15 protein-coding genes are annotated in these 23,583 nt (G+C 55.6%); 5 read left to right on the top strand and 10 right to left on the bottom strand.

The genetic code is table 11. From position 1 onward, the window contains the following. The first annotated feature begins 274 nt into the window (after positions 1 to 274). Positions 275 to 4,234 (top strand): PAS domain S-box protein, encoded by a 3,960-nt coding sequence (locus K1Y02_03265; GenBank protein MBX7255359.1) that lies wholly within the window; start codon positions 275 to 277, stop codon positions 4,232 to 4,234. A 291-nt stretch (positions 4,235 to 4,525) separates the two neighbouring features. After that, the gene (locus K1Y02_03260; GenBank protein ID MBX7255358.1) at positions 4,526 to 5,398 is read left to right on the top strand and encodes a sugar phosphate isomerase/epimerase; all 873 of its coding nucleotides are present in this window, start codon (positions 4,526 to 4,528) and stop codon (positions 5,396 to 5,398) included. Positions 5,399 to 5,465: 67 nt separating this feature from the next. Here K1Y02_03260 and K1Y02_03255 read toward each other — a convergent pair whose 3' ends face one another. Both K1Y02_03255 and K1Y02_03250 read right to left on the bottom strand, forming a co-directional pair. Beyond that, the gene (locus tag K1Y02_03255; protein MBX7255357.1) at positions 5,466 to 6,371 is read right to left on the bottom strand and encodes a sugar phosphate isomerase/epimerase; all 906 of its coding nucleotides are present in this window, start codon (positions 6,369 to 6,371) and stop codon (positions 5,466 to 5,468) included. 5 nt (positions 6,372 to 6,376) lie between these two features. Beyond that, complete coding sequence (locus K1Y02_03250) at positions 6,377 to 7,624, bottom strand: Gfo/Idh/MocA family oxidoreductase (protein ID MBX7255356.1); 1,248 nt, start codon at positions 7,622 to 7,624, stop codon at positions 6,377 to 6,379. 192 nt (positions 7,625 to 7,816) lie between these two features. On the opposite strand from K1Y02_03250, the gene K1Y02_03245 reads away from it, so the two are divergent. Further along, positions 7,817 to 9,238, top strand: coding sequence for a DUF4832 domain-containing protein (locus K1Y02_03245; GenBank protein MBX7255355.1), 1,422 nt, complete (start codon positions 7,817 to 7,819; stop codon positions 9,236 to 9,238). Between the two features lie 6 nt (positions 9,239 to 9,244). Here the strand turns inward: K1Y02_03245 and K1Y02_03240 are convergent, their stop codons facing one another. From K1Y02_03240 to K1Y02_03230, 3 genes are read right to left on the bottom strand one after another with little or no spacing between them, the layout of a single operon-like run. Next, the gene (locus K1Y02_03240; GenBank protein MBX7255354.1) at positions 9,245 to 9,655 is read right to left on the bottom strand and encodes a thiol-disulfide oxidoreductase DCC family protein; all 411 of its coding nucleotides are present in this window, start codon (positions 9,653 to 9,655) and stop codon (positions 9,245 to 9,247) included. A 43-nt stretch (positions 9,656 to 9,698) separates the two neighbouring features. Then, complete coding sequence (locus K1Y02_03235; GenBank protein ID MBX7255353.1) at positions 9,699 to 13,166, bottom strand: DNA polymerase III subunit alpha; 3,468 nt, start codon at positions 13,164 to 13,166, stop codon at positions 9,699 to 9,701. Further along, positions 13,163 to 13,639, bottom strand: a complete 477-nt coding sequence (locus K1Y02_03230) for a CinA family protein (protein ID MBX7255352.1) — start codon at positions 13,637 to 13,639, stop codon at positions 13,163 to 13,165. The genes K1Y02_03235 and K1Y02_03230 overlap by 4 nt, the downstream gene beginning before the upstream one ends. Before the next feature lie 203 nt (positions 13,640 to 13,842). Between K1Y02_03230 and K1Y02_03225 the strand changes: the two genes are divergently transcribed. Beyond that, entirely contained in the window at positions 13,843 to 16,299 is a 2,457-nt protein-coding gene (locus tag K1Y02_03225; protein ID MBX7255351.1) for an alpha-L-rhamnosidase N-terminal domain-containing protein, read from the top strand. A 76-nt stretch (positions 16,300 to 16,375) separates the two neighbouring features. Here the strand turns inward: K1Y02_03225 and K1Y02_03220 are convergent, their stop codons facing one another. The 3 genes from K1Y02_03220 to K1Y02_03210 form a co-directional block, all read right to left on the bottom strand. After that, entirely contained in the window at positions 16,376 to 17,590 is a 1,215-nt protein-coding gene (locus K1Y02_03220; GenBank protein MBX7255350.1) for an SGNH/GDSL hydrolase family protein, read from the bottom strand. Positions 17,591 to 17,674: 84 nt separating this feature from the next. Then, positions 17,675 to 19,501 carry a hypothetical protein gene (locus K1Y02_03215; protein ID MBX7255349.1) on the bottom strand — a complete coding sequence of 609 codons (1,827 nt, stop codon included), beginning with the start codon at positions 19,499 to 19,501 and terminating at the stop codon, positions 17,675 to 17,677. 417 nt (positions 19,502 to 19,918) lie between these two features. Further along, on the bottom strand, positions 19,919 to 20,365 hold the full coding sequence (locus K1Y02_03210; protein MBX7255348.1) for a carboxypeptidase-like regulatory domain-containing protein: 447 nt from the start codon (positions 20,363 to 20,365) through the stop codon (positions 19,919 to 19,921). A gap of 158 nt (positions 20,366 to 20,523) precedes the next feature. Between K1Y02_03210 and K1Y02_03205 the strand changes: the two genes are divergently transcribed. Next, positions 20,524 to 21,849, top strand: a complete 1,326-nt coding sequence (locus tag K1Y02_03205; GenBank protein MBX7255347.1) for an anaerobic sulfatase-maturation protein — start codon at positions 20,524 to 20,526, stop codon at positions 21,847 to 21,849. A 129-nt stretch (positions 21,850 to 21,978) separates the two neighbouring features. On the opposite strand, the gene K1Y02_03200 is transcribed toward K1Y02_03205, so the two are convergent. Next, a complete protein-coding gene (locus K1Y02_03200; GenBank protein MBX7255346.1) occupies positions 21,979 to 22,779 on the bottom strand; it encodes an SDR family NAD(P)-dependent oxidoreductase in 801 nt (266 codons plus the stop codon). Positions 22,780 to 22,834: 55 nt separating this feature from the next. Continuing rightward, positions 22,835 to 23,572, bottom strand: a complete 738-nt coding sequence (locus K1Y02_03195) for a hypothetical protein (GenBank protein MBX7255345.1) — start codon at positions 23,570 to 23,572, stop codon at positions 22,835 to 22,837. Between the last annotated feature and the right edge of the window lie 11 nt (positions 23,573 to 23,583).

The raw sequence follows: 23,583 nt of genomic DNA, 5'->3' as shown, positions 1-23,583 counted from the left end.
CGCGTTTGACAGGCTGCCGACCGCATGTTAATATTTATGGACTTGGCTTTTGCTGTGTAGGCGGTGTATTTCTGCTGGTTCGTTGGAGCTGTATTGTGATCAGGCACACGAGTATGCACAAGACTGGTAGCGTACTGTGTGCCGTGATTCATGATCATTTCTCCCCTCCGCTGCGGTGCCCACTAGCCTTTATCGCACAGAAGTTTAGTGAGTCTTTCTGGAACGGCATGTGTGAAGGTTGCGCATAAGCACCAATCAGTAGGAGTCTCCTTGGTTGCGCAGTACTCGGGGCTTGGAACGAGGCAAGGACGATGAGTCTCTCCTGGAGGAACTCGGGGGTCTTCTAGCAGGAGAGTCTCTGGCTGGGGAGGCCAGAAGTACCTCTAAGACTACCACCCTTGTCAAAGAGGCCGCGGACCGCATTCGCGAACTTGAACGCCAGAATAGGGAATTGGCGCAAGCGCTTGATTCCGCCAACGAGAAGTATCGGCGTCTTAAAGCAAACATACCCGGTTTGGTTTACGTTTTCGAACTGCGACCTGACGGAAGAACATCCTTTCCTTATGTGAGCAAGAATTGTAAGGAGATGTTTGGAATCCGTGCGGAAGAGGTCATGAGAGATGGCAATCTGCTCATGACACTGCTGCTACCGGAAGACCTCAGCCGGCTAAACGAAGCCATTCAGGAATCCGCAACAACGCTCCGTCCTTTTCGATTTGAAGGGAGATTCACTCGAGAGGGCGAGATCCGATGGTGCGAATGCATTTCTCGTCCCGAGAGACAATCAGACGGCAACATACTCTGGGACGGCATCGTCCTGGATATTACGGAACGTAAACGGGCCGAGGAAGCACTCCGAGCAAGTGAGGCGAAGTACCGTCAGTTGCACACCTCCATGATGGATGCCTTTGCCCGCGCGGATGTCAACGGCATGATCGTGGAAGCCAACCAAGCCTTCTGCGACCTTGTGGGGTATACCGAAGACGAGCTTCGTCAGATGTCATACCTGGATATAACCCCCGAGCGGTGGAAGGAATCAGACTTTAAGATTAAAGCGGAGCAGACCTGGGTCCGTGGATACTCTGAAGTCTATGAGAAGGAGTACCTGCGGAAGGATGGCACGCTTGTTCCAGTCGAACTGCGTGTGCTGTTGGTACGCGACACAAACGGGCTGCCTACAGGTATGTGGGCCATTGTCCGCGACATTTCGGACAGGAAGAAAGCTGAGCACCGACTCCTTCTAACGCAGGCCTGCTTTGACAATGCCGCCATCGGTATTCATCGAGTTGGCAAGGACCTGCGTATTCAAGAAGTCAACGAGTACTTCTGTACGTGCTTGGGGTATACACGCGAAGAGGTTCTGCGGTTAAAGATCTCCGATATCGACCAAAGTGTGAATGACGAATGGTTGTTGAGACAAGGTGAGGCGTTGCGCGAATCCGGTGTTCACACCTTCGAATCGGTTCATCGGCGTAAGGACGGGTCTACATTCCCTGTGCAAGTTACCGTGAGCCGAATCGTTCACGAGGGCCAACGGTTTGTCTATGCGTTTTCGCTTGATATCTCCGAACGCAAGCGAGCTGAAGAATCCCTACTGCAAAGTGAAGCAAAATATCGTCAACTGCATGAGACCATGTTCGATGCGTATGCGCGCGGCGACATGGCTGGGAATCTAATCGACGCCAACGAGGCCTTCTGTGAGCTGGTCGGCTACTCGCTCGACGAGTTGAAGACACTCACGTATGTTGACTTGACCCTTGAACATTGGCGACCGTACGAAGCCGAGATTCTGGCCTCCCAGCTCCTTGTACGCGACCATACAGACGTGTATGAGAAGGAGTATGTGCGTAAGGATGGCTCTGTGGTCCCGGTGGAACTCCGGGTATTCCTAATGCGAGACGCGCATGGGGACCCCGCGAGTATGTGGGCGATTGTGCGGGACATTACTGAGCGAAAGCGGGTGGAAAAGGCGCTTCGCCTGACTCAATTCTGTTTCGAGAAGGCTGCCATTGGCATATGCCGTGTGGAACGTGATCGGCGCTTCATCGAAGTGAACGAAGAATTCTGCCGCATGCTCGGCTACTCGCGCGACGAACTTCTCTCCATGAGCATTTCAGACGTTTGCGAGGAAGTGACTGCGGAATGGATGACAACGCATCGAAACGCGCTGAGCCATACCGGTGTGAGACGCTTTGAGGTGATGTTCACCCGAAAAGACGGAACTCGCTTCCCCGTGGCGGTAACAACCTGCCGAATCGTATACGAAGGCAAAGAGTATGTCTTCTCGTTCAACGTCGACATAACCGATAGGAAACGCTCTGAGCGTGACCTCACTCTCAGACGAGACTGCCTGGATATTAGTCCTAACGGCTTTGCAATTCTCGATAAGGACGTGCGCTTTGTCTATGCGAACAAGGCGTATCTGAGAATGTGGGGTCACGATTCGCAGGAAGCGATTCTGGGGACTCTTCCAGATTCCCATTGCGAGGATCCGAGCTTTCCGCTTCAGGTTGTCGAAGCTCTGCATGCGCATGGCGAATGCTCTATGGAGTATGTTGCTAAGCGGCGCGACGGGACAACGTTCCACGCTTCTTTGGCGGCCCGGCTTTCTGTGGACGGGGAAGGAGAGACGGTCTATGTAGTCAGTGTAATCGACATCTCAGAGCGCAAGCGTTCGGAAGATGCCCTCAAACTCAGTGAGGAACGTTTGCGCTTGGCCCTTACGGCGGCGAAACTCGCAGTCTACGATCTCAACTTAAAGACGGGCTCGGGCTTGACTAGCCCGGAATTCGGAGAATCGCTCGGCTATTCTCCAGACGAGTTTGAGATAGACATCAACACTTGGGCCACTTGGCTGCACCCCGACGATGCAGACCATGCGCTGGAAATATACACCGCGTGCCAGAGAGGAGAGCTTCCGGAATACGACCTCGAGTACAGGCTCCGTACGAAGACAGGCGATTGGAAATGGTTCCGGTCGCAAGGAAGAGTCATCGCATGGGACGTTGACGGTATGCCATTGCGGTGTATTGGCACGCACGCGGATATTACTGCGCTTAAGGCCGCGGAAGAAGAGCACGCCAGACTTGAGCTTCAACTGAATCATGCGCGAAAGATGGAGTCGATAGGGCGTCTCGCAGGCGGCGTTGCGCATGACTTCAACAACATGCTCACGGTAATTCTCGGCTACTCGGAATTGATTAAAGATGAACTGGACCCGGGCAGCCACCTGTTGTCGTACATGATGGAGGTGGAGAAAGCTGCCGTGCGCTCGCGCGACGTGACCAGCCAACTCCTCGCATTCTCTCGCAAGCAATTCATTGTGCCAACATCGATCGACTTAAACGCATCCATTGTTTTGGCAGAGAAATCGCTCTTGCGCCTTATTGGCGAAGATGTGGCACTACAACTGCACTTGGCCGACAGTCTGTGGAAGATAAAGTTCGACGCGTCTCAAATCGATCAGATTCTGGTGAATCTCTCCGTGAACGCGCGCGACGCGATGCCGAACGGAGGCACTCTGATGATCGAGACGGCAAACATACACTGCGATGAGGAGTACTGCCGAAAGCATATGGATGTCACGCCTGGAAAGTACGTCTTGATGCAGGTGAGCGATGATGGGTCGGGTATGGATGACGACACGATGTCCCACTTGTTTGAACCGTTCTTCACGACCAAAGAAGTGGGAAAAGGGACCGGATTGGGTCTTGCCACCATATACGGAATTCTCAAACAGAACGGCGGTTTTGTAAACGTTTACAGCGAAGTTGGACGCGGCACCACGTTCAAGATTCATTTCCCCAGTCTCGCAGGCGAGTTCGATGATTCCAGCTTAATTGAGGAACCTCCGTCTCCGACTGGGACTGCATCCGTCCTGCTGGTGGAAGACGACTCCATGGTTCGTGGAATGACAGAATCCATGCTAAAGTCGCTTGGCTATACGGTCGTGAGTTGCACCACCCCGGAGGAGGCAAAGGCTTGGTGCGAAGTTCCTGGTAATAGAGTTGACCTGCTCATAACCGACGTTGTGATGCCTGGCATGAATGGAAGGCAATTGCGAGACGAAATCGTGCCAATCTGTCCGGACATCAAGGTCCTCTATATGTCAGGTTATACGGCCAATATCGTCCTTCATCATGGTGTAATCGACAGCGACGTGAACTTCCTTCAGAAGCCTTTTAGTAAATCAAATCTTGCAAACAAGGTTTACGATGCCCTTCTGAGAGACTGACCTGGGTGCTTGTGACCGAGGATTGCCAAGTCCTACCCCAATTGGTGCTATTCTTGGCATAATGACGCGTAGTCCGCAGTTTGCACCGGCGCGCTTGAGCGCCGACGCAAATTGCTCACGTGTAAGACGCTGAGGTTATGCCATGAGGATCTCTCGCGAACACACTTTGTTCTCGGATAACCGCTATGTTCTTCGCCGCAAGTTTCGCAAACACCCTGGTTGCGAAAGAGGTTCAATTGTGTTCGTGAGAGATCGGGGCTGGGTCACTTGACACGCTGGAGGAGCGCAACAATGCAGACTACCCGCAGGCAATTCATTGGACGATCTTCGGCCGTTTTGGGCGCCTTAGTGTTTACCAAGCGCGCGCTGGCAGAGGAGAAGGGGCTGGAGATTCGGCTCAGCGCATGCGATTGGTCGTTGGGAGTCAATGGTCCTGAGAGTATCGCGTACGGCAAGTCTATCGGACTCGATGGAGTAGAGGTCTCTTCCGGCGGTCCGGGAGACACCTTGCCGATCGCGGATGCCAATCTCAGAGCCGAGTACAAGAAGGCGTGCGAGGCCGCCGGTATTGTGGTGTCGTCCACGGCGATGGGCTTTCTCAACGACAATCCGTTTGTCTCGGAAGAGAAAGCGCCCCAGTGGCTCGAACAGACTATTTCGGGCACGCAGGACTTGGGCGCGCGCGTGATCCTCCTTGCCTTTTTTGGAAAGGGCGACCTCTTGAAGGAGAACAAGCTCAAGACCGCAGACGTGGATATCCTGGTCGAGCGCGTTAAAGCCGCGGCTCCCCTTGCCGAAAAGTCTGGGGTAATCCTGGGGCTTGAGAATTACCTCTCCGCCAAGGACAACCTCGCGATTCTGGACCGTATACAGAGTAATGCCGTTAAGGTCTATTACGATGTTGGCAACTCCACGCACAAGAAATACGACGTGCCTGCCGAAATCCGGATGCTTGGAGATCGAATCTGCCAGTTCCATTTCAAGGACGGCGCCAGCTATCTGGGCGAGGGCAAGGTCGATATGAAAGCCGTTGGCCAGGCCATGCGCGATATTCGCTACAGCGGTTGGGTCGTGCTCGAGACGAGTTGCCCGTCGACCGATCGTGTGGCTGATTTCAAAAAGAATGCGGAGTTTGCGCGGAAGTTGCTGGGCGCATCCGCATAGATTCCCTTATAATGTTCAGACGCCTCACGGTAGCAGTATGCACCGTGATGCGTCTGGTGTTTTGGCTCTATTTCTTTACGAGCGATTCTACAAACGCGCGCGCCTTCTTTGCCTCTTCCAAGAGTTGAGGCAATTCGCCTGGCGTCAGGCATTCAACGATGAGTGGCCCCGACGTGAATCCCCCTTGAATCAGGCGCGCCATGACTTTCGGAAAATCCACGCGCCCAGTTCCCGGAGTGAGCAGAACTTCTTTCGGGTCCTTGAAGTCCTTGATACTCATCCCCACGACAAGACCGTCCACAGTTGCGGCGTCATCCACCGGATCGAGTTTGCCGTCAGAGTAGTAGTAGATGTTGCCGGGGTCGTACCACAAGCGAAATTGCGACTTGTTTACGCCTTCTATGAGCGCGCGGCACTGCGGCCCTGTAGAATTCGTGCCACCGTGCGGCTTAACGCTGATGCCAATACCCTTTTCGGCCGCGTACGAGCAGCTCTCAGCTATGGCCTTGTAGTAAGGGACCGACTCCTTTTCGTCGCCAACTCCTCCCATCATCAGGTTTGCTACCCCTGCCGCGACACAATGGTCGATTAGCTTGCGCATACCCGCAATACCGGCCTCGACGGACTCATGAGAAGGTATTCCTCCACCGTAAACGGAGGGAACCTTCAGATTGCGTTTTTTGCACTCTTCCCCGATCGCATTGGCTTCGTCAGGGGTTGTCTCTACGGAGAGGACCAATCCGTTTGCCGATTTCGTGGTCATCAGGCCCACGTATGCAAAGCCGGCTTCGGCGATCGCGTCGAGGGCTACTCGATAGTCATGCTTGTCCCAAGGTCGCGTGTAGCAGCCGATTTGCCAACCGCCTGCCTGACTCTGCGCCGACGAGCGTGAAGTGCCAACGATTGCCAGGGCACTTCCCGCTGCGGCGCGGGATAGAAACTCCCTGCGTGATATGCCGGATGTTTCAGCCATATCCGTTAACCTTTTCGTATAACGCGATTCTTGTGGTCGTAAATCATGCGATGGCCCGTGTCATACGCTTTCATGGCCATGATTGCGGCCACGGAATGCTGATAGCCCGCATCGATAGACGCGTTTGGCGTTTGCCGCGAACGGATACACTGTAACCAATCCAGCATGTGGTCCGGTTTCTCGATATGCTCGATGGGGGTCGCTTCCTTCACGGCTGCCTTGTCGGGGCCGAGTCCCTCGCTGGCGACCATGGGCTTGTCCCAATTCTGAAGATCGAAGTGCGCGCGATCGCCGAAAATCTTGAAGGTGTTTCCCGCGCCGCTTCCGAAATTCGTCGAGTAGTGTACCGTGAAGTCCGGGTAGTTCCAGGTCGCTTGGACATGGTCAGGGCATGTGAACTTGTAGTCGTCCTTCCATACGTAGGTATTCCCAAGACACACGGCGCTAATCGGATACTCAGCCCCGGTGATGTAGTGGACAAGATCGAGATAGTGAGCCCCGAAGCTTGGGACGGTGCCGTCGGATGTCTCACGATAACCATACCAACCCGTGAAGAAGTTGGCGTCAAACGGACGTTTCGGCAGGTGCATCAGGAATTCGTTCCAGTCCACATCCTCCTTGCGTGCCGGTTTGAGATACGAATACCAGTACGGCCTCCAGCCGTTGCGGCACTGTTCTACACGAGACAACTTGCCCAAGATACCCGTCTTGAACAACTCTTTTGCGCCGGTCATGCTCGCCATGCTTCGCAACTGCGTGCCAACCTGACAAACTACGTTGTTCTTCTTGACCGCATCCACGGCCTTCTTCAGTTCATCGAAATCCTTGCCAAGGGGCTTCTCGCAGTACACATCTTTCTTGGCGTCGGCCGCTGCTTTAAGATGCGTGGTGTGTTGATGCTCGACCGAGGCGATAGTCACCGCATCGATGTTGTCCAGTTCGAGGAGTTCGCGATACGACACGCACTTGCGGGCGTCGACGTTGTACCACTCCTTGCACTTGGCCGCGGCCATGTCGCGACGTACACTCCACGGATCGCAGACGGCGTTAATCTCAACGTTTTGTGCCTTTGCGTGCGTGTTGATCCCATTCATGTGAGCGTCAATGCCGCGGCTGCCGCATCCAATGATGCCAATCGAGATGCGATCGTTCGCACCAATCACGCGCGCATAACTGCTTGCAGACATGGAGACTGCCGCCGCGCCAACTGCTGCTGTTTTGAGAAACTCTCGTCGAGTCGGTGACTCTGCCATGGGTCTAGCCCCCCTCTTTTCGCTTGCTGACAATAGACCGTATCTTGTCGCGCCAAATCGACGCAAAGAACCATCCTACTCCGTTTGGCGTCTCAAATCGAACAGCTTGTGCGGAGCGAGCTTGCTATCCGCATCGACGTGCCGATACCCTGAGGCAATAAGTCGAGAGCGGGCGTAAGGGGGAGACAATTCATGTATCAGTCAGTCAGTCGCGGAGTGTTGCTGGTGTCGCTTTTTTGTCTGCAGTTGCAGCCCGCTTTTGCTGAGTCCCAGAGGACCGTTGTAAAGCCGTCTGACAATGGGAAAGGGCTGGTCAACCCGATGATGGGCTGGACCCTCCATTTCTATTCAGACTTTCTCGCCAACTATGGCTCCAAACTCGCCCCATCCGACACCGTTGATGAATTTCCTGGATTATCGTGCGTATTTTTGCGTCTACCGTGGTCACATATTGAACCTGTCGAGGGGAAGTTCGATTGGTCAGTTGTAGATGCACCCGCACAGCGATGGATAGATAAGGGCCTTCAAGTCGCCTTTCGTTTTACGTCTTCCGAATCGTTCATGCGTTACTCCACGCCCAAGTGGGTCGAGGAGGCAGGCGCAAAAGGGTACAACTTCACCCCCGGCAAACTGGACGAGAGCGGCCCCTACTGGGAGCCAGACTACGCAGACCCGGTCTTCCTGGAAAAGCTCGACCATTTTCTTGCCGCGGCTGCCGCGCGCTACGACGGCAATCCGAATGTCGCGTTTGTGGATGTGGGGTCATTCGGCGTGTGGGGTGAAGGACATACATTTGCCAGCACGGGCATCAAGGTCCCTGCCGAAGTTGTCAAAATGCATATCGATCTGTACGCCAAACATTTCAAACGCACCCTGCTCACGGCGAACGACGATTTTGCGTTTCAGGGTGACGATATCATCCCCTATGCCTTCTCAAAAGGCATGACCTTGCGCGATGACAGTATCCTGGTGCAACCGCCGCCCAATTCCTATTTCCACGCGGACTTGGCGCAGGCAGTCTGGCCGAAGTTGCCCGTGGTGCTGGAGCACGAACACTATGGGTCTTCGGTCAACAAGAAGGCGTGGATTCGCGATATCTTCATGCGCGCGATTGAAGAGTACCATGCTTCTTACATGAGTATTCACTGGTGGCCTCACGAGTTCTTGGCAAGTGAGCGCGAGCTGATCCAGCGCGCAAATCTTCGCCTTGGTTACCGCATCCAATTGCGGGAGGCGTCGTGGCCAGAATCGGTTAGCTTGTCGGAGCGGATTACGCTGTCGTCAGTTTGGGCCAATGCCGGCGTCGCGCCGTGCTATCCCGGCGGATTCGTGGCGTACACGCTAAAAGATGCGAACGGCGGCATTGTTGCGGTCTTTGTGAACGAAGCGTTTGACGTGCGCAATCTCGAAGTCGCCGCGCCGGATCAAGCTCCGGAGCAGCACATCGATTCCGAACATGGGTTTGCCCCCAACATGAGCCCCGGCACCTATGATGTCTATATTTCCGTGGGGTTACGCGACGGCACCCCAACGATCGCACTGCCGCTGAACGATGAAGACGGACATCGCCGTTATTGCCTGGGGAAGATGACGGTCAATCCAAGGACCGAATAATACCTGCTACGACAAGAATCGGTCCCGCTCGGAATCAGTTGGCAAACGGCACGATTCGCGTTTGCCGAACCAGCGGTATCGATTCTTGGCTATCCAATCGTAAATGGCGTCACGAATGAATACAGGAACGCATCTCAGCGCAGATGCCAAGTGCCACGGAAATCCCAGTTCGCGTGCAATACGGATTGCTGCCGAGGACTTCGTGAGCACGCGTTCGCCATCGATGACTACCAGAGACTCTACATAGTCTGTCGGAAGTCCCGCGCGCCTCAGGCGCTCTTGCCCAGCAGGCGATTGCAGAGCTCCGAGTTTAATCGCTCCGTCTCGATCGTGACGGAGAATGAAATCGGCCGTCCGATTGCAGAGCACGCACACTCCGTCGAAGAGGACGACGATCTGCGGTCGATCCTTGTTCATGCAGGCGTTGCTCCATGACTAGGGCAGACACGGACTCCGGTCGCTATTCGTGCGTGGGTAGTCCGTTGCCGCCTGAGAACCAAATCGATTCCTCACCCAAGAGACGCTCGACCTCTTCAATGAGCGACTTTGTCGCGGCCACTCTGCACGCGCTCGTCGCGTGAATCGTAACGTCATCGTGCTCGGGAGTTACGCAATGCAGATACACGTCGCATTTACCCGGACGCGCGCCAAGCACGTTAGCCAGCTTCGTTAACGTGTCATCGTCAAGACCGATGGTCGTCAAACGGATGTGGGTCGCCGTCGTAAGCTTCTCTTCGGCTTCTTCCATCGGCACCACATCGCTGGCGATAAGCCCTGCTTCGTCATTTCTGAAACTGACCCGTGCGGGAATCAGAAGGGGCATATCCGCGACGATCAAACCGGCCTTCGTCTCGTAGAGATCGGGAAAGATGGTGACCTCGCATGGGCCTTCGAGCGTTTCCAGTGTGATGAAGGCCATTTTCTTGCCGCCGCGCGCGGTGACGTGGTTTTTGATGATACTGATCATTCCGCCTACGACGACTTCCGTGCCGTCGCGCAAGTCCTGCAATTGCGCAAGGCTGTGCGAGGAATATCGGTCGAGCGTCTTTGCGTAGCGCGCGAGCGGATGACTTGAAACGTAGAGTCCGAGCATTTCCTTTTCGAAAGCAAGTAGCTCGCTTTCTGCCCACTCGGGCATATCCGGTTTCTGATGCATCTGCGTCTCGGAAGTGCCTCCACCCATCAGGTCAAGCAGCGAAGTCTGCCCAGCCTCGCGTTCCTTCTGGCTTAGCTGCCCTTCGCTGATGGCGCTATCGAGCACCATTTCCACCTGACGGCGGTTCCATTGCGTGCTGGCGAATGCGCCCGCCTTGTTCAGGCTTTCAAGCACGCGACGGTTGATTACGCGCGAGTCCACGCGGCGGCATAGGTCAAATATGTCCCTGTAGGGGCCTTCCGATTCGCGCTCCTTCACGATGGCCTCGACGTGTCCCTCGCCGACGTTCTTGATCGCTCCCATGCCAAAACGGATGCGGTCGCCTTCCACCGTGAAACCCGCGTAGCTGGAGTTCACATCCGGAGGCAGCACTTCAATTCCGAGACGGCGACATTCTTCGACGTAGATCCCGACCTTGTCGAGGTTGCCGGCTTCGGACGTGAGCAATGCTGCCATGAATTCGACGGGATAGTTGGCTTTCAAAAAGGCGGTCTGATACGCCACGAACGCGTACGCCATGCTGTGCGACTTGTTGAAGCCGTATCCCGCGAATTGTTCAATCTTTCCGAACAGCATATCCGCGAGTTCTTCGCTGATATTGTTGCCTTTACAGCCTTCGACAAACTTGTCGCGCTGCTCAGCCATGAGGTCGGCCTTCTTTTTACCCATGGCTCGGCGGAGAATATCGGCTTGTCCGAGCGTAAATTTCGCGGCGGCCTGCACGATCTGCATCACTTGTTCTTGGTACAGTGCAACCCCGTAGGTTTCCTTGAGAATAGACTCGAGCACAGGGTGATCGTACTGAACCTTGTCGGGATGGTGCTTACTGTCGATGTATTGGTCCTTCAACTGCATCGGACCGGGGCGGTATAAGGCAATAAGGGCGCAGACTTCTTCCAGACTCTGGAGCCCGATGCGCTTGGCAAGATCCCGCATGCCCGAACTTTCAAGCTGAAACACGCCCATGGTCTTCCCGGAACGAAGAAGCGCATACGTCTTCTTGTCGTTGGGCTCAAGGTTGTCGATATCGATATCGATTGCGCGGTTCTGCTTCACAAACTTGACCGCATCGTGAACCACGGTCAGTGTGCGCAAGCCCAGGAAGTCCATCTTCAGCAGTCCGACTTCCTCGACGCCTTTCATTTCGAACTGCGTGGCGACGGTGTCGCTGTCCGCGGCTTTAAAGAGTGGCACGTGGTCCGTCAGGGGTTGGTCGCAAATCACAACGCCAGCGGCATGTGTACCTACGTTGCCCACGGTTCCTTCAAGTCGCGTGGCCAGCTCCCATAGACGTTTTACTTGCGCATCCTCCTTCACAAGGCGCTGCAATTCGGGTTCGGCGTTCAGAGACTTCTCAAGCGTCACCTTGGCGGCAGGATCGTCCGGTATCAGCTTTGCAATGCGGTCCACATCGCCGTAGGGCATTCCCATCACGCGACCCACGTTGCGGATTGCCTGACGTGCCTTCATTCTGCCAAACGTGATGATCTGGCAGACATTGTCTTCACCGTACTTTGCGCGCGCGTACTCAATCACTTCGCCTCGGCGGTTGTAGCAGAAGTCGAGGTCGAAGTCCGGCATGGAGACACGCTCAGGATTCAAGAAGCGCTCAAACAGAAGACCGTACCGTATCGGGTCGATGTTGGTGATCTTGAGCGCAAACGCCACGAGACTGCCTGCGCCCGAACCGCGTCCTGGGCCCACTGGAATGCCTTTGCTGCGCGCAAAGTTGATGAGGTCCCACACAACAAGGAAGTAGTCGACAAAACCCATCTGCTCAATCACGGACAATTCGTAATCCGCGCGCGCGACATGGTCAGGCGATGGCGCGCCATCGTAGCGGTCCTCCAGTCCGAGCTTCACCAATTCCCGCAAATAAGTTTCGCGCGTGAATCCCTCCGGCGGATCGAAGTGGGGGATGAGGTGGCTGTGCAGCTTGAGTTCCACGTTGCAGCGCGCGGCCACCAGCTCCGTGTTCTCGATGGCCTTCGGATACTCCTTAAATCGCTCGCGCATCTCATCGGGGCTGCAGAAATAGAATTCCGGCGTTTCGAAGCGGAAGCGGTCTGGCTTGTCGAGTGTGGAGCCGGTTTGAATCGCCAGCAACGCATCATGCGGCTCCGAATCGCGTTTGTCCGTGTAATGGCTGTCATTGGTCGCAATGACCATAAGCCCGTGATGTTCCGCCAACTCCGCCAACAGCGGATTGACCTTCTTCTGTTCAGGAAGGCCGTGGTCCATCAACTCAATCAAGAAGTTGTCACGTCCGTAGACGGCAACGTACTTCCGGATGGCCTCGTTGGCCGCATCCATGTCGCCTGCCAACAATGCTTGGGGAATCTCTCCGGCCAAGCACGCGCTGCTCGCGATAAGGCCTTCTTTATACCGAGCCAGCAGCTCGAGGTCGACGCGTGGTTTGTAATGAAAGCCTTCCAGGAAACCCAGCGAGCTCAGTCTGCAAAGATTGTGGTAGCCCACTTCGTTTTCGCACAGCAGCAGGAAGTGATTGTTCGACGCGCCCGCCGAACGCCCCGTCTTGTCGAAGCGGCTGCCCCTGGCCACGTAAAGTTCGCACCCGATAATCGGCTTCACATTCGCCTTCTTTGCGGCCGTGTAGAAGTCAAGCGCTCCAAACATCGCCCCATGGTCGGTCAGGGCGCATGCGCGCATTCCGTATTCCTTGCATCGCTCCATCAATTCGTACACTTTGCTTGCCCCGTCGAGCACGCTGTATTCGGAGTGTACGTGGAGATGCACAAACCCAGCACTCATGCCAACTGCTCCAATATCATCTGTAACGCCGTATTGGCGGTCTGCGATTTAATCTCTTCCCTGTTACCGTTGAACATGCAACGTTGCACGGTTGTTCCAGCTTTGCCGGAGACGGCCACGTAGACCAATCCAACGGGTTTTTCCGGCGTGCCACCGGTGGGCCCGGCAATTCCGGTTACCCCCACGCCCCAATCCGCCAAGAATCGCGCGCGCGCCCCCTCCGCCATCTGCCGTGCCACCGTGTCACTGACCGCGCCTTCTGCCAAAATTGAGTCTTTCTTCACGCCAAGAAGGTCGCACTTCGCTTGATTGCTGTATGTCACGACTCCGCCCTGAAAATACGCGGAGGACCCCGCCACATTCGTGATGCGGTGGGCAATGAGGCCACCGGAGCAGGATTCTGCCGACGCGACAGTCTCCTTGCGGCGAGTCAAACGGTCGCCAATCTGTTTTTCAAGCAACGATTCGGGCATAGCTTCTCCTGGGATGGTGCGCCTTGACGTGACGCGCCTACGGTAGCACTCCGCCAGCGCCTCGGGCAAGGTTAGTTAAGTAGGCAAAACACAAACCGGATTCTTGATTCTCTAGCTTCAACAACGCATAGTCAGACGGACTCATTCCTGAGCATGGCGGAGGCATTGCCTGCTTCAGGTCGGATTGAGTATTGGGGGGAAGAATGAAGCGAATCTGTTCATTTTGGCTAATCACAATGCTGCTGGCGTCCTATGCGCCGGCAGGCGAACCCACGTCTTCGAGTGCCGCAATGACGCTGCAAAACTCGATGGTCTGGCTGGACTCCGCTCCGGCTGGAAAACAGGTTTGGGTCGCGTTCCGCAAGACGTTTCCCTTGGATTCAACGCCTTCGACTGCGGTTCTCCGCCTCTTCGCCGACACCCGGTACATCCTCTGGGTGAATGGTCAATATGTTGACCGCGGGCCATGTCGATTCGATCCGCTCGCTCCGGAATACGATGAACTCGATGTCACCTCGAAACTCGTTGCGGGAACCAACTCGATCGTTGTCTTGGTACAACACATCCATGACGGGAAACCCAAAGAGACGCCCGAGGGTTTCTACGGCCGTGCCATGCGACATGTTCCGGGGCTTAGCGCCCAGCTTCTCGCGACGGACGCTCAAGGAAAGCGGACAGAAGTGCTGACCGACACAACCTGGCGCGTGAGCGCGGACACGCAGTTCTTACCCGGTCGTATCGACTGGGCTGGCGCCATGGACGATGTGGATGCGCGGAAGGCGACTGCGGATTGGACTTTAACATCGTTTGATGATTCTTCGTGGAAACTCGCATCGCCGGTTGATGGGAAGCAGTGGGGAAATCTCCACCCAAGGCACATCCCGCTGCTGCGTGAGGCCAAGCTCAGTAACCTGACTGTGCTTGAGTGCGGCGAATCCAAAGAGCGTAAACTCGTTGCCAATTCGCTGCCGATGGATTTGAAGGCGGGCGAACGTACTGTTGTCGATGCAAACCAGTTTGTGCAGGCCTATTCCATCCTCGGTTTTGAGGCGGAGGAGGGAGCGCGCTTAGAGATTGAATACGCTCAGACCTACTTTACCTCTGGCAACAATCCTGCCAATTCGAATGGACACGTGAATACCTACATTGCCCGTGGCGGACGCCAGGCCTATATGAGCACGGATACCTACGGTTTCAAGTACCTCGTCGTGCGAGTGACTTCGGGAAGTGTACAGTTGCAGAACGTAGAGATTGTTAACCGCCTGTATCCGTTCGATGTCGCCGGACAGTTCGCGTCCAGCGATCCTTTGCTCGACAAGCTCTGGCAAATTGGCGTGAACACGGTTCTCGCCTGCAGTGAGGACAGCTACGTGGATTGCGCGACTCGCGAACGCGTCGAATGGCTGGGCGATGCCGCTGTCGATGAGTACCCCATTACGCGGTCAGTATTCTCAGGACCCGGCGTGAATGGTCCTCGCTACGCCGATCCGCGCCTCATTCACAACGCCCTCTGGCACATCGCAATCAGCCAACAACCCGACGGCCGCGTGAAGGCCCACCATCCTTCCGATCGGTGGGACATTCACGGATACATCGAAGACTATTCGTGCCTTTGGATTCACTCGATTCGCGAGTACTACGACAGCACCAACGGTTTGGAGTACCCCGACGAGGGACTTGCGTTTGTACGGCAAGTGTGGCCCTACGTGACAAAGCAATTGCAGTGGTTCTTGGACCATCGCACCGAACGCGGCCTCGTCAAGGCGCGGGAGTTTGTCTTTCCTGGAAACCCGCTTTGCTACAAGGTCTGCGAAGGCGCGTCTCTGAATGCTTACATCTTTGGCGCGTTGAATGACGCGGCCTACTTGGCGGACGCCCTGGGCGACGTAGAGAAACGGGATTCGTACAAGTCCGCTGCGGACTCGATCCGGAATGCACTCACCGCACAACTGTGGAATCCGGAAATCGGTGCGTATTTCGGGAGTATTGCGGATGATGGCTCCAAGACTCCGCCGACCGTGCACGCCGCAATCATTGCCTTGTATTTCGACGCGGTGCCCGCGGAATCGCGTGCGCGTCTGGAGCAGTGGCTTTTCGAGAACGAATCAAAAGAATCGGTCAGTTCGTATGTGCACGTGTTCCTATTCGAAGACCTCTATCGCATGAACAACGACAAGGCAGACCAGTTGGTGCTTGACCTGATTCGCACGCGTTGGAAAGCCATGAGCGAAAGCGAGACGGGTACGGGTTGGGAGAACTTTGGCCCCGGCGAGTACTGTCACAACATGGGCTCTGCGCCTACACTGTTCCTCAGTCGCTATGTGCTCGGCGTGCGTGTGGATGGTCCCATCAAGAACCGCCACATCGTGATCGAGCCTCGCCTGGGTGACTTGACGGAAGCCAAAGGTGTCGTGGTTACTGAATTTGGACCCGTGCCGGTGATGTGGAAACGCGACAAGGAGAGTGGCTCGCTGCACTTTGAGGTTTCGATCCCCAAGAACACGACAGCTTCACTTTCGTTGCCAGTCGCTTCCGGCGACGAACAACTTATTCTGAATGGCGGGGCACCGCCCGCCTCCGAAATCTCTCGTAAAGGCCGTCGGCTCGCCGTCACCCTTACTGGAGGAGACTACAAGGGAACGCTGACTCCGCAGAAATAGGCGAGGCTACCGTATCGTATCGTTTCTTTACGACTTGCATGGACCGTTGTCTTTGCTGTCCTTGGAGTCCTTGCCCTCAATTCACTACAAAGCAGCGTATCCGTGCCGCGTGTCCTTCGCTCTTTTCGTTGGCCTTCACCGCCATCTTCAAACGCAGTATGTGCTTTCCCGGAGGCAAATCCTCGGCCAACACGTGGCAGACGGGCCGGTGAAACTGCTCGCAATAGTGGTCAAACAGATCCTGCGAATTCACTGGTCCGTCATCGATGGCATACTCAAGAGTCCCTGCGTCCATACCGGCGATCGCGTTGATTCCCACCAGAGTGCCCTCAAAGGTCAGTTCAAGCTCTGCGCCCGGTTCGGTGGCAGTTAGAACGTCGACTGCTCCGCTGTAGTTGCAGGTCTTCTGCGTTTCCCAACCCTTGACCAATTCCCAGCCATTCAAAATCTTCGCCTCGTTCACCTCGACAAATCGTCCATGCTCATAGTTTTGCATGTCCAAGGGTTGGGGAATAGGGTGCGAAGCAACTCTTGCGTCAACAGGCAACGGAGCATCCCACATGACATCGAAAAGTTGATGGATTTGCTCCGCGTATAACTTGTGCCCGGTCTCGGTAGGATGGCAGGAGTCTCGTGAGAATTCATCCCAGGCAAGGCTCTTCTCGTTCAGCATCTTCGTAACCACCGCGGTCATGTTGATCGCGGGTATTCGGTAGTGCTCGGCAACGCGCTCGTGGTATTCCACAGAAGAGGGGAACTTGCCTTGGTTCACCGCCTCCTGCATGCCCTGCTGCATGAAGTACTGAATGACAATGTCAATGTTAGGATTGATAGTGCGCGCGTGCCGTACGATGCCCTCCATGGCGCGATCAAGCCGGCTGCCACGGGATGGAGAGTCGCCATCATTTACCGCGAACTCGACAAACAGAAGGTCAACGCGTCCTTTCGAAAACACGTCGTTCTCTAGGTGCATGGCTCCCAACGTGGAATTCGTTCCTCCGACACCCGCGTTGATGAAATCGAATTCAGTTTCTGGGAAACGTTGTTTGAGCATTTCGCAGGTGAGGTCGCGCCATCCAGGCGATGCTGTGATGGATCCGCCAATGAATGCCACCCGCCCTTTTTTCTCCTGCGTAAACACGATGTGGGCGTTGTCGAGCCGGTCACGGCCTTCCGTAAGCAAGACAGTGTGTACATTGCCGACTTCATCGGTTTGTGCGTAGCCCAATGGGCAAGCCGCCAGAAGCACAATAGCGGCAGAAATGATCAAAGCACTGGAGCGAATCTTCATCAGTTCCCTCTTCAGGCGTCGTTGTCTCCAGACGCCAAACGGCACGGAGCATACCGCAGGAATCTGAGGAATTCTACGTGGTGCTCAACGTTTCGCCACGCGTCCTTGGTCAGGTTTGCGCATGACATAGAAGAAGTCCCGCGTGTCGTCGGTCTCAAGGAAGCGCAACCTGCCAAGTTTGCCGCCGACCGACGCCATCTCTTTGTGCAGATACTCGACATCGGTCACATTACGCTGTGCGTCGCGGTCGTACAAAGTCGCAAAGCACGCCGAAAAGCTGTTCATGTCCAGCAGCATTGCGTACCGGCACTGGTAGGCCTGAAACACTCTCGCCATCGCATTCGGAGTTGCACCGGTGAAGTAGGCGAAGAGGATGAATGATGCGTGTTCCGAATCCTGAATCGCCAGCCCCGTTCGCGTTGTTGTGAACTGGCCGGTCTGACTTCCCGACCATGCACCTTCGCCCCATTTATTCACTAGCTCGCCGGGAATGGTGAGTCCGTTGGCATCTACACCATCGACGATAGCCACGCAATTCTGCCGAACGTCGTAAAGAACCGGAGAGAGAAACGAAGAATCCTGTGGCCACGTATAGAGGTCGATCTGACCGTCCTGTTTGATGGCCGCCGTCGCCAATCCCGGCATCACGCGGCTGAAGATGACCCCCTTCTCAACGAATCCGAAATGGCTTCCATTGTTCACCTGGGACAGCGCCCCCGACTTGAAGGCCCCGTGCTGGCGCTTGAATCCCCCAGTGAAGGTGGCGGTCACATAAGGTTCCTCGTAGGGGGGCACGGCTCCAATCGTTACCAGCGGCTTCCGCGACGAGAATCCATCGGGCCCCTGCGTGTCATGTGCTGTCTTGATATACGGCGACCAACCCAATCCCGGATGTTCCGCGCCCATCGAAAAACCAAATCGGTATTGCATCGTGTCAAAGGCAAGCAGATAGACAAGCGCGTCGGCCTCGCGTGCATCCTGGCTCCCGAGACGCGCAACACGATCCTTGTACGATTCGAGAATCTGCGTATCGATGACAGACGCCTTGATCACGCTCACGAAGATACCGGGATGCCGCTGAGCGGCATACCATTTGCCGTAGACCATGCCATGTTCGGCGGCATCTATTGCCACGCCAACAGATGTGGCAACACAGGCCGTCTCAGCATGAGAAGGGTCCACAAGCGCAGACCGCGGGCCTCGTGTCGGTAACGGTTGAGCAACTGCCGCATGGTCACTTACAAGCTCCGGAGCTGGGATGAGATAGGGCTTTGCTTGTTCAAGGAGCCAATCGCCGATGGAAGCCTGCCGCAGGAAGTCTGTTGTCGATTCCAGGAGTGTCGCAGACCCCGTCTTTTGCGTACGCACCAGCACGTGTCCATCGCAAATCGAAGTGAAGGCCGAACTTGCCCGAAGGGCGCCGCGCAATATGTCGCCAATGACGGGTGTGTCGCACAGACGATTGGGGGCTGTTCCTGCCGGCGTCACTTCAAGAACAAAGGGGGAAGTGTGAGTCATTGCATTGGGCCAAAGCAGGTACGAGTGAACCGTTCCACGGGGCTCTGTGACTACGATACCCTCACTCACCAAAGTCAGCGCGGGCCGCTCAATTCTACCCGGCGTCGAAACGGGGACTTCGAGATGCAGCGAGAATTTTTCGCCTGCGATACTGCCCTGAAGTAGATAGTAGGCGCCGATATGGGTATTCAGGTTGATGATCGATACCTGGTCGCCGCGCGCGTTCGCCAAGGTGTGCACTTCGCGATGGGGCTGGAGTTCAATAATTGAGGTCACGGACGTGGTGGGCGCGGGCCCGCTATTCGCCGCCTGAGTGGCCGGCGTATCCGCTCGACCTCCCAGCGCGAATGCCAGGCAAATGGATGCAGCAATCCACACGTTGTGGCGTGGCAATGGAGAGAATCCTATTCTCAATTCCTTCCGCGTCATTCCGCAAGGCCCTTCGGAAGAAAGTTGCAGTAATCGAAAGCTCTCAGCCTGGAAATGCACACCCAGCATTCCCTCGGATTGACCCGGCCGCAGAGTCGCATAGACAGTCAAGAATTAAAATCAGGAGCGCATATTACACCTGTTTTCCCACGTCCGTGCAAGACAGAGCAATTCGGCATAGCAGCGCGGTAGAATACCTTCAGGCTATTCAAAGCAGAACTCACCTGTGGAATAATACCGGCGGATACAAAAAACGTTTCCGGGGGGAGCATTGAGCATCTCGGTGACAAATCATGCGGCTACGCGCGAGGTGCTCAAGAAATACGGTTACCATTGAAGGTGCAACACCTCTGGATATATCGTGAAACAGGCAGGTCACATTTACTGCACCGGTGCAAGCTCTATGTCGAAGTCCCTTTGCCCGCTTGGCGCGTACTCAAATGAACTGACACGTCGAGTCTCGTAGTCTGGATGTGTCAGAAGTAGAGTAGACGAGTGTTCTCCCGTGGGCGGAAAGTGATAGATGGGGCAGGGCGTATGGAAGCTCACGAGGTAGAAGTGCTGATCGGCGGGTAGATGGAACTTTCCGTCTCGGTCAGTGGTAGTCTCGGGACGGTGCGCCTTCCTAGCTTCAGAGTCTGAGTCTGAGTAGCCCACGACCCGCACCTTGACCCCTTCAATCGGCGCCTTGGTTTGGGCATCAATGACTCGTCCGAAAAGCTCGTCTGAGACCTTTTCTTTCCCCGGAATGGGGACAGGAATGATGCAGCCAAGAACACCCAAACACAACGCAACAATTGCGATTCGGGCAAAGAACCTCAAGCTCATCAGTCCCCCATACCCTAACAGCCGAGTCGCGTTAGGCAAGTATTACGTCCAGGAGCAGTCTAGCCCCTTCCCATGCACTCGTCAATAGAGGGCAGTTCTCTGCTATGCTGCACGGTAGACTCCCGGATGCCAGGGAGAACGACGAGTGAGGAAACTCAATGTCTGCAGAGTCCAGAAGGGTCTCATCCGCATTCCACGTGATGACCAAGCCTACGGGACCGATCTGTAATCTCGATTGCACATACTGCTTCTATCTCGAAAAGGAGAAGCTCTATCCCAATGATTCGGGATGGGCAATGTCCGACGATACGCTCGAATCATATATCCAGCAGTACATTGAAGCTCAGGATGTCCCCGAAATTCAGTTTGCGTGGCAGGGTGGTGAACCGACCATCCTGGGAGTTGGTTTCTTCGAGCGCGCCGTCGAGTTGCAGAAACGATATGCAAACGGTAAACGAATCAATAATGCCTTCCAGACCAATGGCATCTTGCTCGATGATCGCTGGGGGGAGTTTCTCGCACAGAACGGTTTCCTTGTGGGTATTTCCATTGATGGTCCGCAGGAATTGCACGATGCGTATCGGCGCGACAAAGGTGGACGCGGGACATTCGACAAAGTGCTGCGCGGAATTGACACGCTCAAGAAGCATCGAGTCGAATTCAATACCCTCACGTGTGTGAACCGCAAGAACTCGTATCATCCGCTCGAAGTCTACCGATTCTTAAAAAGTGTCGGCAGCGGTTTCATACAGTTCATTCCGATTGTGGAACGCATCGCAGAAGTTACCGACGAGGATCAACTCGTTCTTGTATCGCCCGATTACCCTGACAAGGCCACGGTCTCTCGATGGTCGGTAGAGCCCCTGCAATACGGCAAGTTCCTGTCCGCTGTCTTTGACGAATGGGTCCGCAACGACGTAGGTGAAACGTTCGTGCAAATCTTCGACGTGGCCCTGGAGGCATGGGTGGGCTATGACCCAAGCCTATGTGTGTTCGCCGAACGGTGCGGCACGGCTATGGCATTGGAACACAACGGCGACCTCTACTCTTGCGATCACTTTGTCTACCCCGAAAACCGCCTTGGGAACATCATGGAGCAAGGTATTCGCGCGTTGGTTGACTCCGAACAACAGAAGCAGTTCGGTAACGACAAGGCCGACGCCCTTCCGCAATACTGCCGTTCCTGCGACGTGCGGTTTGTGTGTCACGGCGAGTGCCCAAAACACCGGTTCATCAAGACCCCCGACGGTGAGTCTGGGCTGAACTATCTGTGCGCCGGCTACAAGCACTTCTTCACGCACATCGCGCCCTATATGCAATTCATGGCAAACGAACTTCGGATGAGCCGTCCTCCGGCTAACGTTCGCCGATTCGCCGCACAGCGCGATCTGCAAATGTCGGGCAAGCAAGGCGCGGGACCAAACGATCCTTGTCCGTGTGGCAGCGGACGTAAATTCAAAAAGTGCTGCGGAGGCGCCCGCTAGAGTAGTGAATCGTAATTAAGTCAACATATTGGTTGACCCTAGGAAGAGTCAGCAGCGGCGGAAAACAGGGACTGACACAAGCGCAGCGAAGCGGAGACGATTCTGTCCCTGTTTTCCAACTAATTCTGCTTATTCAACCGGCCGGAGAGCCACCCGCTTAACCATTGCTCGCGTGAATCGAGGGAAGAGCGTGCGCGCGATATAGCCCGCGGCGATAGAGCGTGGCACGGTGATTTCGCGTTTGCCTTTTGCGAGCGCATTCATGATTTCAGCGACCAGCCTCTCAGGTCTGATCATGTTCTTCTTCGCGACAGGAGGCATTCGGCGGAGCATTTCTTCAGAGAAGAACTCGGTATCGATTGCGCCGGGACACACCGTCAGCACGTGTATTCCTGCATCCTCAACCTCGATCGATATCGACTCGGCCATCCCGATCATCGCGAATTTGGTCGCGCAATAGACACTTTCGTCGGGCACGCCAAGCTTGCCTGCGACCGAGGCAACAAACACCAGCCACCCAGAACCGCGATCAAGCATGTGAGGAAGCAACGCTTTGGTCCAGAAGATGGCGCCCAGAAGATTCACTTGGACCATGCGCTCTATGTCGTTAAGGTCCCATTCGGCAAAGCGTAGATGGCGGCCATATCCGGCGTTATTAAGCAGCACATCAACGCGGCCGTGTCGTTCGAGAATGGCTTGCGCTGCCCGAAAGACCGCATCGCGATCGGATACGTCGCAAATGACCACGTCGGCCTTTCCTCCGGTCGCTTGGATTTCGCTGGAAACCGCAGTCAGCCGCTCCTCATTGCGCGCCACCAATACGACAAGCGCCCCCGCTTTGGCGGCGTGGATGGCGAGAAGTCGACCGATTCCGCTGGACGCGCCGGTGATGACTGTAACCTTACCTTGCCACGATTCGAGGCGTCTCATTCTCCGTTCCTTTCGTCTCGGGTCAAGTAATACCGGCCCCACCGAACGCGCCGCATTATGCTCGATTGCCCAGGTCTGTTTCTCCGCTCGGCAATGGCTTAAGCAACTCTGAGATGACGCGCGCCAGGATGGCTGCGCAACTGTGCGCTCGCCGACGGAGTTCCATGAGTCCCGGTAACGCAGTCGGTTTGCGCGCAAGCGCCCAAATCACCCGCCCCGTGGCGATATTGCCGCTTTGATCCCGGCAGGCATTGAGGTCGAGCGGCAAGTCCTCGTCGAGCGTATCGGTGATACACCGAAGGCCCATGTAGGAAATACCGTGTTCCGCACATATGCGCGCGACGGGCGCAGACTCCATGTCGGCGCACCCCAAGGAACCTTGTCGCAATGTCGCGGCGACTTCACGCTTATCCTGACTCGTCGTGAGGACGCGATCACGAGTCACAAACGTACCCACTCGCACGTTCACACCGCCAATATGTGTCTTCTCCGCGACTCGAGGCGACCCTAAGTCGATGCGGACCTCGTGCGGGCCTGCGACGGCATTCGCGAACAGAATGTCACCTACGGCTAGCGCGGGGGATAACGCCCCTGCAAAACCGATGTGGAGAAGCGCGTCGAACGACGATTGAGAAATGGCCTGCAACGCTGCGCGCTCGGCATTGCGTGTGCCCACACCCGTAATCAGGTACGAAATGTTGGGCAATGCAAGGCGCTGTACTGCTGCGATCTCGCCCGGCATCGCCGCGGCGATGCACCAAGTCTTGGCGCTTGTCGCCTTGTTACTGCTCAACGTTAAATCTA

It is taken from the genome of Candidatus Hydrogenedentota bacterium, assembly GCA_019695095.1.
In the GTDB taxonomy this organism is placed as follows: domain Bacteria; phylum Hydrogenedentota; class Hydrogenedentia; order Hydrogenedentales; family SLHB01; genus JAIBAQ01.
This window is presented reverse-complemented; position numbering and strand designations above follow the sequence as displayed.

What these genes read in the sequence shown, in the direction of transcription:
- K1Y02_03260 (MBX7255358.1), top strand. Translation starts at nt 4,526, where the DNA reads ATGCAGACTACCCGCAGGCAATTCATTGGACGATCTTCGGCCGTTTTG.
- K1Y02_03255 (MBX7255357.1), bottom strand. Translation starts at nt 6,371, where the DNA reads ATGGCTGAAACATCCGGCATATCACGCAGGGAGTTTCTATCCCGCGCC.
- K1Y02_03250 (MBX7255356.1), bottom strand. Translation starts at nt 7,624, where the DNA reads ATGGCAGAGTCACCGACTCGACGAGAGTTTCTCAAAACAGCAGCAGTT.
- K1Y02_03245 (MBX7255355.1), top strand. Translation starts at nt 7,817, where the DNA reads ATGTATCAGTCAGTCAGTCGCGGAGTGTTGCTGGTGTCGCTTTTTTGT.
- K1Y02_03240 (MBX7255354.1), bottom strand. Translation starts at nt 9,655, where the DNA reads ATGAACAAGGATCGACCGCAGATCGTCGTCCTCTTCGACGGAGTGTGC.
- K1Y02_03235 (MBX7255353.1), bottom strand. Translation starts at nt 13,166, where the DNA reads ATGAGTGCTGGGTTTGTGCATCTCCACGTACACTCCGAATACAGCGTG.
- K1Y02_03230 (MBX7255352.1), bottom strand. Translation starts at nt 13,639, where the DNA reads ATGCCCGAATCGTTGCTTGAAAAACAGATTGGCGACCGTTTGACTCGC.
- K1Y02_03225 (MBX7255351.1), top strand. Translation starts at nt 13,843, where the DNA reads ATGAAGCGAATCTGTTCATTTTGGCTAATCACAATGCTGCTGGCGTCC.
- K1Y02_03220 (MBX7255350.1), bottom strand. Translation starts at nt 17,590, where the DNA reads ATGAAGATTCGCTCCAGTGCTTTGATCATTTCTGCCGCTATTGTGCTT.
- K1Y02_03210 (MBX7255348.1), bottom strand. Translation starts at nt 20,365, where the DNA reads ATGAGCTTGAGGTTCTTTGCCCGAATCGCAATTGTTGCGTTGTGTTTG.
- K1Y02_03205 (MBX7255347.1), top strand. Translation starts at nt 20,524, where the DNA reads ATGTCTGCAGAGTCCAGAAGGGTCTCATCCGCATTCCACGTGATGACC.
- K1Y02_03200 (MBX7255346.1), bottom strand. Translation starts at nt 22,779, where the DNA reads ATGAGACGCCTCGAATCGTGGCAAGGTAAGGTTACAGTCATCACCGGC.